At 61.9% G+C, this 14,993-nt stretch carries 11 protein-coding genes; 4 read left to right on the forward strand and 7 right to left on the reverse strand.

The annotated features are described in order from the left end of the window. Positions 1-460 precede the first annotated feature (460 nt). Positions 461-1,270 carry a LytTR family DNA-binding domain-containing protein gene (locus tag AWH62_RS12810; protein WP_075190902.1) on the reverse strand — a complete coding sequence of 270 codons (810 nt, stop codon included), beginning with the start codon at positions 1,268-1,270 and terminating at the stop codon, positions 461-463. A gap of 547 nt (positions 1,271-1,817) precedes the next feature. Here AWH62_RS12810 and AWH62_RS12815 point away from each other — a divergent pair. Together AWH62_RS12815 and AWH62_RS12820 are read left to right on the forward strand one after the other, a co-directional pair. After that, entirely contained in the window at positions 1,818-2,621 is an 804-nt protein-coding gene (locus tag AWH62_RS12815) for a LytTR family DNA-binding domain-containing protein (RefSeq protein WP_158025628.1), read from the forward strand. A gap of 379 nt (positions 2,622-3,000) precedes the next feature. Next, complete coding sequence (locus tag AWH62_RS12820; RefSeq protein ID WP_075190904.1) at positions 3,001-6,063, forward strand: TonB-dependent receptor domain-containing protein; 3,063 nt, start codon at positions 3,001-3,003, stop codon at positions 6,061-6,063. A gap of 52 nt (positions 6,064-6,115) precedes the next feature. Here AWH62_RS12820 and AWH62_RS12825 read toward each other — a convergent pair whose 3' ends face one another. The 3 genes from AWH62_RS12825 to AWH62_RS12835 are packed head-to-tail and all read right to left on the reverse strand — an operon-like array spanning position 6,116 to position 10,194. Continuing rightward, the gene (locus tag AWH62_RS12825; protein ID WP_083635183.1) at positions 6,116-7,942 is read right to left on the reverse strand and encodes an ABC transporter ATP-binding protein; all 1,827 of its coding nucleotides are present in this window, start codon (positions 7,940-7,942) and stop codon (positions 6,116-6,118) included. Between the two features lie 6 nt (positions 7,943-7,948). After that, positions 7,949-9,379, reverse strand: coding sequence for a sulfotransferase family protein (locus tag AWH62_RS12830; protein WP_075190905.1), 1,431 nt, complete (start codon positions 9,377-9,379; stop codon positions 7,949-7,951). A gap of 2 nt (positions 9,380-9,381) precedes the next feature. After that, positions 9,382-10,194 carry a sulfotransferase gene (locus AWH62_RS12835; RefSeq protein ID WP_233128323.1) on the reverse strand — a complete coding sequence of 271 codons (813 nt, stop codon included), beginning with the start codon at positions 10,192-10,194 and terminating at the stop codon, positions 9,382-9,384. Between the two features lie 227 nt (positions 10,195-10,421). Between AWH62_RS12835 and AWH62_RS12840 the strand changes: the two genes are divergently transcribed. After that, entirely contained in the window at positions 10,422-10,934 is a 513-nt protein-coding gene (locus AWH62_RS12840; protein ID WP_075190907.1) for a cytochrome c family protein, read from the forward strand. Positions 10,935-10,936: 2 nt separating this feature from the next. Here AWH62_RS12840 and AWH62_RS12845 read toward each other — a convergent pair whose 3' ends face one another. From AWH62_RS12845 to egtB, 3 genes are all read right to left on the reverse strand, one after another. Continuing rightward, entirely contained in the window at positions 10,937-11,617 is a 681-nt protein-coding gene (locus tag AWH62_RS12845) for a hypothetical protein (RefSeq protein ID WP_143743052.1), read from the reverse strand. Positions 11,618-11,715: 98 nt separating this feature from the next. Then, complete coding sequence (locus AWH62_RS12850) at positions 11,716-12,483, reverse strand: class II aldolase/adducin family protein (RefSeq protein WP_075191141.1); 768 nt, start codon at positions 12,481-12,483, stop codon at positions 11,716-11,718. A 68-nt stretch (positions 12,484-12,551) separates the two neighbouring features. Next, positions 12,552-13,829 carry an ergothioneine biosynthesis protein EgtB gene (gene egtB / locus AWH62_RS12855; RefSeq protein WP_075190909.1) on the reverse strand — a complete coding sequence of 426 codons (1,278 nt, stop codon included), beginning with the start codon at positions 13,827-13,829 and terminating at the stop codon, positions 12,552-12,554. Positions 13,830-13,925: 96 nt separating this feature from the next. Between egtB and AWH62_RS12860 the strand changes: the two genes are divergently transcribed. Further along, positions 13,926-14,984 (forward strand): DUF2336 domain-containing protein, encoded by a 1,059-nt coding sequence (locus tag AWH62_RS12860; protein ID WP_075190910.1) that lies wholly within the window; start codon positions 13,926-13,928, stop codon positions 14,982-14,984. Positions 14,985-14,993: the final 9 nt, after the last annotated feature.

A 14,993-nucleotide genomic window follows, 5' to 3' on the forward strand; every position in this document is an offset into this window, starting at 1 on the left:
AAACAACACAAACGCGCCGCCGAACCCGATAACCGAAGGACAATCAAATCGCCGCCCCGGCCAAGGAGGGCGGTGTTTAAGCCGCCCCAAGTTTGAAGTCAATCACGTTCTTCAGGGTTTCTGCAGCGCGTCGTGACCAGCGTTGTTTTCCGAGGAAATCATCGCCGGCGCCGGACATGAAAAGCGCCTATGAAAAGCCTGAAGGGCGATTGCCCTCCCCTCGTCGCCGGCGCCCCGTTTCCGTGGCCCCCGCTGCGAGGAGGGCGATGTTTATGGCCCGGGCATTTTGAAGTCAATCGAGGAATGCGCGTGTTTGTGCATCCCGGCGCAGTCACCAGCCGGAACGGCTTTGCCACAACGGAATATCAACTGTGGAACGGCCCCCTGCGCCGCGATGCTTCGCCGCGACGGGCACCATTGGGCCGCGCCTGCTCGTCCCTGGCGTCGACGGTGTGAGGAATCAGGCTGCCTGGTGTTCCTCCCGCGGCCGGACCTGGGTTCGCTGCATGAGATCGGCAAGCCCGTCGCGATATTTGCGGCCAACCCGGACCTGGGTCCCATTTGTCAGCTGTACCGCATACAGGCCATGGCGATCCCGCAGGGCGGCCGAGATTTCATCGACATTGACGATCGCAGACCGGTGCAGCCGCAGGAACCGGGTCGGGTCAAGCCGTGCCTCAAGCTCTTTCATGGTCGTACGTTCGAGCAGTTTTCGGGTCCGCAGGTGAAAATAGACATAACCCCGCGCCGCCTCCAGCCAGACAATTTCCGACTGGCTGATCCGAACCCGGGCGCCATGCCCCGATATCCAGAAGTCTCGACCGCATCCGGCGGGATCGCCAGCGCCGGATTTCTGGCGCAGGTCACAAAGCGCTTCCTCGAGAAGTCCGGCACGGACCTGGGCCTGACGGTCCTGAACGAGCTGACGCAGACGATCAATGGTCACCGCGAGTCGACCCGTCTCGATCGGCCGCAGCAGGAAATCGCTCGCGCCGCGGTCGAAGGCGTCGATGGCACGATCCGGATAATCGCTCATCATGACGACTACTGGCGCCCGGCTTCCCAGATCACGCAGCGCCGCCAGCGCGGCGTCGAGCCGCGGGTGATCGGCGTCAAGAAAGAGAACGTCCGCGTCCCGGGAACCGCAAACAGGCGGAAGCGCCTCGACGGAGGCCGTCGCGACAGCAACACGAATGGCGGTATGCCGCTGGACGGCCTGCACAAGATGCGCTCGTGCAAGGGGCCGGCTTTCCAGGACAACGCACCGCATTACATTTTCTCCATCAATAAAATCAACTGCTTACATGATATCCGCGGTCAAGCTGATGGAGGAAGAGGCGGAGCGGCCAAGAATGACAAACCACCCCGGTTTCTGGGGCGAATGACGCAATTTCGTGTTTATCACAGGCCCCGCCGGGCCGAACCGGGCAGTTTCTGACATGAATGCCGGGGGTCGTTCATCGACAAACACCCGCGATTGGGCCGCAAATCCGCAATTGGTCGCGTTCTGCCGCCGCTCGTTGAATTCCGCTCGCCGCTGCCGCCCGACCGTGGTCACGTTGCGGTGCGTGTCACTCGGTGTCTTGGATCCCGGATACGCTTGGGCAGTCACGAGCCCTTATCCCTCCTTGTTGCGTGCGGCGTTCCGATGTTCGTCGCACGCAACTTTTTCACCCAACGCGCCGCTGCGACATGTCGAGACTGTAACGCGCCGGAAAATCTGACCGCAGTCCAGAGACGGTATCGGTAGTGTCTGTGAGGGACGTATGATCCAATCGTGGTGGCAAGCTTGTGAGGCACTTCCGCTGAAACGGTGGGTGCGAATCCTGTTTGCGACCACCGCCGCCTGGATCGGCCTGCTCGTCGTGTTCACGCTCGCCCAATCGCTCGACATGTCCCGCCTCGGGATTGCGCACACGATAGTGGAAATCGTGCAGGGGCAATCGGTCATCATGATTCCCTGGCTCGGAATCTTCCCGGCGGTCGCCATCACACGGGCGCGCCAAGCCCTGCTCGCGACACCGACCCTGATCGCCTTGAGCGAACTGGTGATGCTCGGTGTCGCCGCGATTTTTCTGGTCTACCTGCACATCGTCTTCGTCTACGCGCCCTTCCTGGATGCGCCGCCGGCGCAAATTCTTGACCAGATCCCCCTGATCAACTGGGTCTGGGACCCGGTCATGATCGCACTGACCGCACTTCTGGGCGATGTTTATGCTGGATCCGTCCGGCGCCAAGCCAGCCAGACCGAGCCGGCAGCCGATCACATCATCCTGCGCAGTGGCAGCCAGGAGGACATTCTTGATATGGCCGACATCATCGCCGTCAGTGCACAAGGCAATTATGTCGCCCTCATTTCGCATGATCGTGAATGGTTGCACCGCGCGACGCTCGCCGAACTCGTCGTGCAACTCACCCGGCTGGGCTTCATCCATATCCACCGGTCTCATCTGGTGCGTGGTAGCGAGATTGCATCCTGTGCCCGAGAGCGCGGCCGCGTCGTCCGCCTCACCCTCCGGTCAGGTCAGGGCTTCCCGGTGAGCGCTCGCGGCGCCGAACTCTTGCAGGCCCATCTGGCAAACACGGCGTCATCGCGACTGGCCCTGCCCTCCCAGGGCTGACAAGCACGCAGTCCGGCCCGGACTTTATCCGATCCGCCAAACCGCTGCCTGTCCGCAATCTGACCTCCCCGACAGATTGGCTGCTCCGCCATCGCCAAGGCCCCACGGGTTCAACCCTGGTCGCGATACAGCCGCCGCCCGTGCACCGGATTCCATTTTTGACCCGATTTTCCCGTCGTTCGTCGACGTCACGCCCGTTTGTTACGCCCTGCCGCGGCTCGCAACATTGGCCTGTCAGTGTGTTCAACCCATTCCGCTCTATCCGTCCCATGCGCCGTCCTGCGGCGTTGCCCGGCCCGCCGGTCCCCGAGGGGGCCTGCCGCCGGGCCAACTCAAATGGCTCGGCCACAGGCCGGGCCGTCACTCCTGAGGGGATAAAATGAGAGACGAAGACTTCAAGTCGCGAATTCTGCGATCGACCGTCCTGGCCGGCTTTGCCGCGGCCGGTTTGATGGTGTCACCTGCCCTTGCGCAGCAACCGGCGAGCGTGTCCTCGCCCGAGCAAGAAGCCGACGAAGATGAGGACCGCATCGTCGTGACCGGTTCGCGCGTTCGCCGCAACAGTTTCACCTCGACCTCGCCGCTGCAGGTGATCGACGAAGACACGATCCAGGAAGCCGGCCTGATCGATGTCGGTGAAATCCTGCGCTCGACCACGGTTGTCCAGGGCGCCCAGCTTGACTTGCAGACCAACGCCCAATTTGTCGGCAATGCCGGCCCGGGCGGGCAGGCCGTTTCCTTGCGCGGCCTTGCCGCCGACCGGACGCTTGTGCTGATCAATGGCCGCCGTTTCGCACCAGCCGGTGTGGAGGGCGCGCCGTCCTTCCCGGACGTCTCGCTGATACCCTCCTCCTTGATCCAGCGCGTCGACATCCTGCTGGACGGAGCTTCGTCGGTGTATGGGTCGGATGCGGTCGCCGGCGTGACCAATATCATTCTGCGCACCGAGTTCGACGGCCTCCAGGTTGAGGCCTTCACAACCATTCCCGAAGACAGCGGTGGCTCACAGTCGAGTGCGAACTTCCTGGTCGGCGGCAGCGAAGGTCGTGCCAATTTCGTATTCGCAGCGGAACTTGTCCGCAGTGAAGAGCTGACTGGCACCCAGCGCGACTGGATGGCTCGCGATGGCGGTCAATACTGTTCGTTTGACATCGTCGATAATGGTGACGGCACAACGACGGAGACCTGCGGCACGGCGCATGCCTTCCAATCCGGTTTGGGCATCCTGCTGCCGAGCTTCACCTTGTTCTACGGCGCCCCCGGCACCTCAGCCACCGATTCCGACCTCGGTGTTGCCGGCTTCGTCGACGGCCGTGGCCCCAATGCTGGTGGCTTCTCGGACCAGGCCCTGAACAATTCGCGCGTGGTCAACGCCTATGAGTCACCGGAGTTCGAGCGTTCGGTCTTTTTCCTGACGGCCACGTATGATCTCGATGACTGGCTGCCGGGCACAAACTTCTTCACCGAAACCTCCTTCTCCAATCGCCAGACCTACTTCAATGGTGGCCCGGCCCAGTTCACGGTCGATTTCAACGCGGACAACCCGTTCAACCCGTTCGGTGCTCCCGGTTCCATCCTGTTGATGGCTCCTTGGGACAACGAAGCGGTTGTCGAGCTTGAGCAATGGCGGACCTATAACGGTCTGCAAGGCGATCTCGGCTTCATGGGCGCACCGGGCTGGGACTATGAAGTCTTCGCCGGTTACACGCGGTCGATGGGCTATTCGTCGCGAACCGTAACGCTTGAGGAAAATCTCAACCTGTCGGCGTCGGCAACGGCGGATCCGACCAGCGGCCTGCCGGTTTGCGGCGTACCGACGCCAGGTGGCTTCTTCCAGTCACGGACACCGGAGACCTGCGTCCCGATCAACTTCTGGTCGGAAAGCCTTTATGGCGCCGATGCCAGCTTTGCCGAAGGCCAGGCCGGGATCGACTGGCTGCGTGGCCAACGCGAGATCACCACCTTTGTCGATGAACGCATTCTCGGTGGCTTCGTCACCGGTCCGGTGTTCGACTTGCTCGATGGCGAAGTCTCGGTGGTGCTTGGATCGGAATGGCGTGAACAATCCCTGGATTCTCGATCCGGTGAAGTTGCCGAACGCGGTCTTGGGTTGAACTTCTTCAAGGACCGTTCTTCGGCAGGCTCTGTTGAGCTGTTTGAGGTGTACGGCGAAGTCGTTGCCCCGATCATCCAGGACCGCCCGTTCGCACGGGAAATCACGTTTGAAGCGGCAGCCCGCTTGGTTGACCACGAGTTCTACGGACAAAACTCCACCTGGAGTGCCCGCGCACGCTGGGTCCCGGTCGACTTCCTCACCCTGCGCGGGACGATGGGCACCTCCTTCCGGGCGCCGAACCTGCGGGAACTCTTCCTGGGCGGGCAGTCGGGCTTTATCGGCTTCGTCAATGACCCTTGCGGCGTGCCGGCCACGGCAGTCGGGACCGATCCGGTCACCGGAAATCCGATCTACGCCCCTGGCGCGGACAGCAATGGCGACGGTATCGGCGATCTCGACGGTCGCGCCCAGATCGTGCTGGACAATTGCGCGGCGGAAGGCGTCGATCCGTTCACACTCGGGGTTACCGGCACATCCGGCTTTGAAGCCTTCCGGTCCGGCAATCCAGGCCTCGACCCTGAAACGTCGGAAGCCATCTCGCTGGGCTTTGTGATCGAGCAGCCGTTCACGGACCTGTTCGATCTGACGCTGGGCGTGAACTACTATGAAATCGAGGTCTCCGACTCGATCCTGGTTCCGACCGCCGGCCAGATCCTGGCCAATTGCTATCGGTCCGCCAACTTCCCGAACGATCCGTTCTGTACCCGCCGCGTGCGTGACCCGAACACGCAATATCTCAACGAGGTGGATACGACGCCGTTCAACGTGTCGTCCAACACATCGGAAGGTCTGGACTATAACCTTCGCTTCAACATGGACTTCGAAGCGATGGGCCGGAACTTCACCTTCACGTCGGACACCGCCCTCACCCAGTCGACAGACATCACGACGACGATCACGCTGGCCGGCGTGACCAATGTCAACGAGGCGCTGAACACGCTGGGCAATCCGGAATGGCGCGGCACCTTCACCAACCGGCTCTTCACGTCGACGGATTGGGGTGACCTCACCTTCTTCCATCGCGCGCGCTGGATCGGAGAAGTGAATGTGACGGAAAACCCGAACTTCATCGGGGCCGGCACACCGGCACAGTTCGATGTTCCGTCGGCGCAATACCATGACATCTCGGTGTCACTGTCCCAGGAGAGCTGGCGCGTGACGATGGGTGTCCAGAACATCGCCAATGAAGACCCGCCCCAGATCGATGAAGACCTCGGTACGATGGGTGTCGGACTTGGCAATCTGACGACGCGCAATGTGCCGTCGGGCGGTGGCTATGACCAGATCGGTCGCCGCTTCTTCATCAACGTGTCGAAGCGCTTCTAGGGCGCACTCGACATGTGAGGGGGACGGCCCGCGTCGGCGACGCGGGCCGTTTTCATGTGCGGTAGGGATCAGCCTGCAGAGCAAACAGGTTCGCATAGGCGCCGCCCTGCCCGATCAATGTTTCATGATCACCGACCTCGGCTACACACCCCTGATCAAGCAGGATGATGAGATCGGCCGTGCGCAGATTGGACAGGCGGTGACTGATCAGGATCAGCGAGCGACCAGGCGCGAGCGGTCGTGCCATGAAAGCCGACTCCGCTTCCGCATCCAGTGCCGCCGTCGGCTCGTCCAGAATGAGAATGTCCGCCGCTTCGTTGGCATGAGCGCGGGCCATGGCAAGGCGCTGCCATTGGCCGCCGGACAGCTCCACGCCCTCGGCAAAGCGCTTCGACAGCCGGGTCTCGACACCATTTTCCAGCTCGTCGACCAGCTCGCGCGCCAGCCCCGCCGCAAGGGCGCGATCCATCGCGTCGGGTGACAATGTCGCCAGGCCGATCCCGGATTCAACATTGTCGCGCACCGATAGCTTGTAGTTCACATGCGGTTGAAACATGACGCCGATCCGGCGCGACAGCGCCGCGGGGTCCCATTCGGCCAGATCAAGACCGTCCAGCAGGACCCGGCCTGTATCAGGGCGATAGAGGCCGGCAGCCAACTTGACCAAAGTCGTCTTGCCTGACCCGTTGACGCCGACAAGGCCGAGCCGGGTCCCTGGTGCGAGCTGAAAGCTCACCCTGTCGAGCGCGCGCGTACTGGCACCCGGATAGGCAAAGCTGACATTCTCGAAACGCAAGCCGTCGCCGGGCGTCGGACCTTCAGTGGCCAGACCGGCCGTGCGGCCCTCGTCCAGATCAAGCAGGGCAAACAGCCGGGTGACATAGAGAAGATCCTCATGACTGCCGGTAAAGGCTGCCAGCAGTGCATTGACCGCGTTCTGGCCCTGTTTGAGCAGGCCGATCAGCATGGTCATGTCGCCAAGGCTGAAGCGACCGGCGATCGTGGCGACCACGATCCACAGCTTGCCACCGAGAAAGATCGCCGACCCGCCAATACCCAGCAGGGATCCGATAACCGCCTGACGCCCCTGAAGGCGCCGGTCGCCATCATGCATGTCATGAAACAGGTCGGAGAACCGGCCCAGCAAGGGCGCGCCGAGCCCGTAGTGCAGCCTTTCGCGCGCCGCCGCCTCATTGGTCACGAGACTTTCCAGATAGTTGCGCTCACGCATTTGCGGCGAGCGGGCGGTGTAGAAACGATAGGCATCGCCCGAAAAGCGCAGATTGCCGAGAAAGGCCGGCAAGCCCCCGACCAACATCAAAAGGATGAGCCAGGGCGCGCTGGCGGCGAGAAGCGCAATGATCGAGACCAGCGTGACCCCGGCCTGCAGAATGTCAAAACAGCGGACGATCAGCCCGTAAGGCCGGGCCGCCGCAAACTGTTTGGCATGGATGAGCATTTCCTGGACGCGCGGATGCTCAATCTGGGCAAGGGAAAAACGGTTTGCCTTGTCGAGGATGAGGCGAGCCACGGCAAAGCCGAGTTCAGCGTGAAGGCGGGCCTTCTGGAAAACCAGCCCCCGCCGCACCACCAAGAGGACAGCGAGCAGACCGGCCTCGACCACCACCCAGCGAAGCGCTGCATTGCGGTCAGCCTCCAGCCCGGAGCCGATCGCCGCCACCACACCGTCGATCAGCAATTTGGAAACGTAAAGCGCGGCCGGTGGCAGCAAGGCTGCCACGACCGTCAAGACAGAGATGCCCAGTGTCAGGCCAGGGCGCGTCTTGGCGATGATGGCCAAGGTCCGACCGGCGGCCGAAAGCCGGTCCCGCAGGGGCGGGACCGGTTCGCTCACACTGTCCGGGTCAGGGTCGGACATGCAGGATCAGGCGACCCGGGCCTTCTGGGCTTCGGCTTCTTCAGCGATACGACGCGACAACACAGCCCCTTTGTGCGGGAAAGCCTCGGCCGGCACCGGACGGTCAAGGAACGGCGCCAGCTTCTCAAACCCTTCACCGGAACAGATGTCGATGATCAGCAGGTCCTCGGGACGGTCCTTGAAGAAAGCCATCACATCGCGCACATGCTGGTCATAGACCCAGGAGAAACGGTCCGGGCAAAAATTGTAACAACCATAAACCGCTGCGCGCAGGAATTGGCGCATCCGCAGATGCACTTCCTCGTCGGGGTCCTCGACATCCTTGAAGGCCGGGCGATTGTAGTAGTGTCGAGACACCGACCCCAGCCAGCTCTCCTTGTCGCGCACGGTCAACACGAATTTCGAGCCGGGATACTGCTTGTCCAGCTGCTGATAGATCGGAATGGTCGTGATATCGGTCAAACCATCGAAATAGCGCAGCAGGGTCAGGTCGTACTGGGCGTTGGCGATCTCGATATAGGTATCTTCATCGATCGGGTAATGGCTGCAGTCAAAGCCGAGCATCTGCAGGCCGGACGTCAGGCTGCGGGTGCCCGTGCGCGACAGGCCAAGGCCGAAGACTTTCGGTTTGTCGGCTTTCTGACCATAGGCGACCCGGTCGGCATTGGCGGTCAGCCAAGCATCCAGATCGGCACGCGTAAACGGCGTTTCGGCCGTCAGGCCGAGCTTGGCCAACTCGGCCTCGGCATGATCCGGCAGCGCTGCGATAAAGGCGTGAACCTCGTCCGGCGTGGCTGTCGTGGGCACCATGCGACGGGCATAGTCGACCGCGTAGCGCGCCATCGTCAGGTCGCAGAAGTCACCCTCGGTCGTGACCCATTTTTTCATCGACCGTGTCAGTCGTTGCCGCTGCACCTTCACCCGGCTGCGCAGCTCACGCAGCGCGTATTTCATGAAGATGTGGCGGTAGGACTGGAAGTGATCGTGCAGAATGTCGAAATTGCGGAACTGCTTGGCCGAACCCATTGGCTTCATGGCTAGGTTGCGCAGGCGTGATTCCGGTCGCAGCACGTATTTGAGGTCATCCTTGGGGATGTCGACAGCGGCCATGGCCCGCACCAGATCGATGCGCGTGATATGGACGCCGCAATGCAGCCGCCCGCGGAACCGATCCGACACATAGGCGTCGACATAGGGCGCGTCGCAGCTGTCGATGAAAGGCCGGATGTTCTCCAGGATCAAACAATCCGCATCGACATAAACGACATAGTCGCAATCATGCTCGATGCGCAGCATTTGCGCGACGCACTCGGTAAAGGGCCGGACATCGTCGATGATGTGGACATTGTCCGGCTGGATGTTCTCGATCGCCAGCTCGAGCGCCACGTCACGCGTGCGCTCGTCAATCTGACGAAAAACCAGATCAACTTTCGCCATTGTCATTCCCCCCACTGGAACGGCGCATTGGCCGTCGCAGCCATCTGCTCGAACAGGGCGAGATGTTCGTGCTTCATTTCTGTCTTCCAGCGCAGATCAAGCTCGATTCCACCGGAATGGTTTTCATAATAGTCGCGGGTCCGTGAACCCAGGCTGACAAAGGCCTCGTCCGGATCGTCAAAACGCGAGCGCGCAGCGATGAACTGGGTTCCACTATTACCGCCCAACACATGATGCTCGACGGCGCTGAAATCCGCCATTGCCGGCTGGTAGTCCAGGCCGATCAAGTGACAGAGTGCGCGAATGGTGGCGGCACTGTTGCCCGCCAGATCTTCATAGCGAACGCGCATTTTCGGGCCATCGAACGCATCGAACAGCGCCTGTGCGGTGGCCATCTTGTCGACCCAGGCCTGAATTTGCTCGCCGGGATCGCGATCAGGGTATTTGCGCAGCCGTGAATTGACCACGGCCCGCCCGTCGCGACTCAACAAAAGCAGGACAGGCCGACCTCCACCGCTGCGAACCTCCGCCGCCCGGTCCTCGATCCAGCCTTCATCCTTGGTCGAATCAATGATGACAGACTTGCCGACATGCGCCGCGACCTGGGCATAGAGCGGCGAGCAACCATCCCATTCAAACCCGGCCCAGACCGGACAGTCCTCACCGCAGATCTTGCAGACGCGCTTGCGCAGCGGCTTCTTCTCGTCGCCGAGATAACGGGCCTTGCCGCCCTCACCCATGTAGAAAGCATCGGTATGACTGCCGAGGATCATGCCCAGCAGTGTCGAACCGGAATGACCGGCTCCACATATCATGACGGCCGACAGCCGTGATCGGTCTTGCATCCGCTCGCGATGCCTCTATTGGGTCCCCGCAATACTTCTTCGTGATTGTGTTGCGAGAGACAAGCGAAAAAACGATGACGGCCTGCGCAAGCTGGAGACCTGCGACCAGGCTTGGCAACCTGGTGTCATCGTGCCGCATGTTGGTGCAATCTTGCAGCGCTATAAACGGGCTTCGATCCGCAACCGGGGAACTGACCATGACACGCGCCCTTCTCACACTCCTGCCGGCCATTGCCCTTGCCGCCTGCGGCGGCGGCAACGACACACCGTCGACCAACACGAACGCATCCTCGCCAACGTCCAACGACGCGGCGGCCACTGCCGGAGACACGCCCCCCGCAGCGAGCCGCGACACCGCCGCCATTCTCGCCGAGTTGGGCGGCGACTATGTCAATGCAGACCTGACCAATGGCGCGCGCCAGTTCCGCCGCTGCCAGTCCTGCCACACGCTCAACAATGGGGGGCGCCACACGGTCGGACCCAATCTACACGGGATTATCGGAGCCCCTGCCGCAGGCGCGGACCGCTTCAGCTATTCGAGCCAGCTCGCCGAAGCCGGTCTGGTCTGGGACCTCGACGCACTCGATGCTTGGATCGCCAACCCCCGCGCGCTCGTTCCGGGTAACCGGATGAGCTTTGTCGGCCTGCGTGACGCCGATGATCGCCGGGATGTCATTGCCCATATCGCCGTCGAAACCGCAGACGACTAGGATCAAAACCGCCGCCACACCGACAGAAACAAGGCCTGCTGGTTGATTGCATTGCGACCGGTGGGCGTGAACGATGCACCGATCTGGATCGTCTGCGCGCCGAGCTCGCGACTGACAGACAGCTGCAGCTTGTGCTGATCGAAGGCGCGCGCGCCGGGCCGATCCGTTTCAACACTCCAGACCGAGAAGCTCTGGGCCAGCACCTGCCAACGATCAGTCACACGCCAGCCGGCGGTCAGATCGAGCCGTGCTTCGTCCAGATATTCCCCGTCACGCCATCGCCAGGCGGTCTGGGCCTCGACAAAGCCGTGACGCCCCAGGCCTTGTCCGAGGAGCGCACGCAGTTCCGCAGCCATTTCGCCGGATCCAAAAGCCTGATTGGCGACATTCTCGCCCTGGCCGGGGATCAGGGCCATCGCTTGCAACGACGCAACAGTCGCATCGCGACGCCAGACCTGGCGCCGCCAACCGATTTCACTGGCTGCCAGGCCCCGCGCCTCGTCATAGGATTGCCCACGCGCGCGCCGCACATCCTGCCAGGCGATCCGGACAACCATCGTATCACGTCCGCTAAGCCCGTATTCGAGATAAGCGGCCGTCTCATCCTTGTGAAAATAGCCGTCATCCGAGCGTCGACGATCACCGTCGAACCTCGTGTCGGCGCGATCCACCAGAGTAGTCATGATGATAACGCCCTCGCCCTGCGGCTGGGGCCAGGCACCCGCGTCGGCCGGCGCATCCAGGGCGAGCCCTGATGCACCGGCCAAACAGGCGATTGCGGTCAGACTTCGAAGCCGGGGCTTTCGCGGCGAACGCGATCCATGATCGCGGCCCAGGCTATCTCCTTGAAGAAGTCGTTGGACGCGATCTCCGAAGATTGCCCGAAGACGCGGTCCTGCATCTTCTCGTCCCATTCAATCAGCTCTCCACCCGCCTGGGCCATGACCTGGATCTTGCAGGCACGCTCCAGTAGATAGATGCGAATATACGCGCTAAACGGGTGATCGCCAACCGACAGCGTCCCATGGTTGCGCAAGATCATCAGGTTCTTCTCGCCGAGATCCGCCACAAGCCGCTCTTTTTCCTCGGACTCCAGGGCGATACCTTCATAGTCGTGATAGCTCACATCATTGAAGACATTCATCGCCAGCTGGGAAATCGGGCGAAGCCCGCCCTTCTGGGCCGCGACGGCAACGCCGGCATCGGAATGCAGATGCAGGGCCACGGCAACGTCATGCCGGGCCGCGTGGATCGCCGAATGAATGGTGAAACCGGCCGGATTGATTCCGTATCGCGATGGCGGCAGGACATTACCGTCGAGATCGATCTTCACCAGGTTCGACGCGGTCACATCCTCATAAAGCAGGCCGAACGGGTTGAGCAGAAAATGCTCATCCGGTCCGGGTATCCGCATCGAGATATGGGTGAAAAAGAGGTCATCCCACCCGTGCATCCGCACAAGGCGGTACAGGGCGGCAAGGTCACAGCGCGCCTTCCACTCCTCGGCCGAAACCTGGTCCTTGACCGACATGCTTGTTTGATCGTCCATGATGTTCTCCCCATGGCTTGTATCGTTATCGCCAACAATGCGCAGGATCGGGCCTGCCGGCCCGCCCGTCAAATATCCCGCGCCAGTCTCACACCGGAAAACTGCCAGCGCGCCGCCGGCGGGAAGAAATTGCGGTAAGTCGCGCGCACATGCCAAGGCGCCGTCGCGCAGGATCCGCCGCGCAAGACATACTGCCCGCTCATGAATTTGCCATTGTATTCGCCAACCGCGCCGGCCGCCGGACGAAAGCGCGGATAGGCCGAGTAGGAAGACCGCGTCCACTCCCAAGCGTCACCGAACATCTGGCGCAGCCCGGTCACGCCGGACGGGTTGGACGGCGTGATGCCGGGATGGGCGGAAACACCAGGCTGCGCATATCGGCCATCCGGTCCCCGTGCCCGCTGCGCAGCGTGTTCCCACTCGGCTTCGGTCGGCAAGCGCGCACCGCTCCACTCGGCGAAGGCGCTGGCTTCGTAATAGCTGAGATGGATCACCGGCGCGTCCAGGTCGAGCGGGTGCAGCCCGTGCAGCGTGAATTCCTGCCAACCGGCATCGCCCTGCCGCCAATACAAGGGCGCTGACCACGCCTCATCCTGTAAACGCGCCCAACCATCCGACAACCATAGCGACGGGGTCGCGTAGCCGCCATCGGCGATGAAGTCTGCATAGTCCCGATTGGTCGCCAGACGGTCGGCCAAGGCGAAGGGGACAAGGATCACCTGATGCCGAGGCCCTTCATTGTCGAAATGAAAGCCGACGCCATCGACGCCGATATCAACCGTGCCGCCAGCAAATTCGACCCAACCCGGCTCGGCAATCGGCGCGGGCTCGGTGCGGCGCGCCGGCGGAAAGGCCACGGGGGAAAACGGATGGCGTGACAGCACATGCTTGATATCAGTGAGGATGAGCTCCTGATGCTGCTCCTCATGCGCGATCCCGAGTTCAATCAGCGGCGCAAGTCGTGCATTTTTATCGCCATGGTCAACGGTCAGTAAACGCGCCATCGCGTCATCGACATGATCACGATAGGCCATCACGTCGGCCAAGCGCGGGCGACTGAGAAAGCCACGTTCGGCCCGGGCGTGGCGATCACCAATCCCGTCATAGTAGGAATTGAACAGGTAGTTGAATTCAGGGGAAAATTCCTGATATCCGGCGAGATACTGCCGAAGCACGAACGTCTCCCAGAACCAGGTGGTGTGGGCCAGGTGCCATTTGGTCGGACTGACATCCGCCATGGTCTGGACCAGCATGTCCTCCTCGCTCAAGCCGACGACCAGGGATTGCGTCTGCTGCCGCACGTTCGAATAGCGTGTGAGCAATGACGCCGGCCGGATGTCATCCATGGCTGAAACCCCTCTCGTCACCGCCCGAATTAAGAAGTTTTCAAGGCGTTCCTGTCATCGATAACCGTCAATGTAACGGTTCGCAAATCAAGACCCATGGCCGCAAAACCAGCCGACGCGCTCCATCTTCTCGCGACTGTACGCGACCCCGACAAACGCCAGCAGCTTGCGCTGAGCGTAACGGAGATGTGTGTCGCGCAGCCCTTGTCGGCATCGGCCGAACCAGTCGCCGGCGACCTGCTCATTACACTGTCGACCAAGTCGGACCTCGACACCAAGATGGCAATGGCCAAAAAGCTGGCCGGTTGCGATTGGGCACCGCATTCAGCGATCCGGCACTTCGCCTTCGACCAGATCGAAATCTCCGCGATCATCATCGAAAAGAGCGATCAGTTGACGCAGAAAGACATGATCGAACTCGCCGAAACCGGCTCGATCGATCACCGGCGCCACCTCGCCATGCGTGCCAATCTCTGCCTGCCCGTGACCGATCGCCTTGCCAAGCCAGGCGAACCAATTGTGTTGCGCGCGCTGGCCAACAACGACACCGCGGAAATCTCCGAGAACACGCTGGAGGTCTGCCTCCACGTGGCGCGCGAGCATCCCAAGCTGCGTGAAGCGCTGGCCCGCCGCCACGACCTGTCGACTGACTACGCGACTCAACTCTGCATCATGTTGCCGGAAAACTGGCGCGAGGAACTCTACCGCCGGTTTGGCCTCGACAAGGCAAAAGTCGAGAGCCTCGCCGTTGACGCTGCACTCGGCGCGACACCGGAAGATGTCGATAAGGAGGCCGCCCGCGAAGTCCAGGATGCAAAATCCGCCGGCAAGCTGAGCGGCCGTTTCGCGATGGACGCGCTCAAGGCCGGCAAGGAAGCTGTGTTCGATCACGCGATCGCCGCCCTGTGCGACATCAAGGCGTCGCAATGGCGCATCGCATTGGCGATGAGCGGTGTCCGCGCCGCCGCCATGGCTTGCCAGGCGGCCCAGCTGGACCGCACCGCCTATCCGATCATCCACAAGACGTTGCAGCGTTCTGGCCGCATCCACCAGGCGTTGGAAGGCGATGCCATGGCGGCAGCGGCGAATGTCTTCCGCATGTACGGTCCGGAAAAAGCGGCGAAGGTCTTGCGCCAAATGGGCACGAGGGCTTGAATAAGAACC

The sequence above is a fragment of the Maricaulis sp. W15 genome (assembly GCF_001924955.1).
GTDB lineage: Bacteria > Pseudomonadota > Alphaproteobacteria > Caulobacterales > Maricaulaceae > Maricaulis > Maricaulis maris.

Bases quoted from the DNA above. Each gene is read 5' to 3' on its own strand.
- AWH62_RS12810 (WP_075190902.1), bottom strand. From the start codon at position 1,270: ATGCGGTGCGTTGTCCTGGAAAGCCGGCCCCTTGCACGAGCGCATCTT.
- AWH62_RS12820 (WP_075190904.1), top strand. From the start codon at position 3,001: ATGAGAGACGAAGACTTCAAGTCGCGAATTCTGCGATCGACCGTCCTG.
- AWH62_RS12825 (WP_083635183.1), bottom strand. From the start codon at position 7,942: ATGTCCGACCCTGACCCGGACAGTGTGAGCGAACCGGTCCCGCCCCTG.
- AWH62_RS12830 (WP_075190905.1), bottom strand. From the start codon at position 9,379: ATGGCGAAAGTTGATCTGGTTTTTCGTCAGATTGACGAGCGCACGCGT.
- AWH62_RS12835 (WP_233128323.1), bottom strand. From the start codon at position 10,194: ATGATATGTGGAGCCGGTCATTCCGGTTCGACACTGCTGGGCATGATC.
- AWH62_RS12840 (WP_075190907.1), top strand. From the start codon at position 10,422: ATGACACGCGCCCTTCTCACACTCCTGCCGGCCATTGCCCTTGCCGCC.
- AWH62_RS12845 (WP_143743052.1), bottom strand. From the start codon at position 11,617: ATGACTACTCTGGTGGATCGCGCCGACACGAGGTTCGACGGTGATCGT.
- AWH62_RS12850 (WP_075191141.1), bottom strand. From the start codon at position 12,483: ATGGACGATCAAACAAGCATGTCGGTCAAGGACCAGGTTTCGGCCGAG.
- egtB (WP_075190909.1), bottom strand. From the start codon at position 13,829: ATGGATGACATCCGGCCGGCGTCATTGCTCACACGCTATTCGAACGTG.
- AWH62_RS12860 (WP_075190910.1), top strand. From the start codon at position 13,926: ATGGCCGCAAAACCAGCCGACGCGCTCCATCTTCTCGCGACTGTACGC.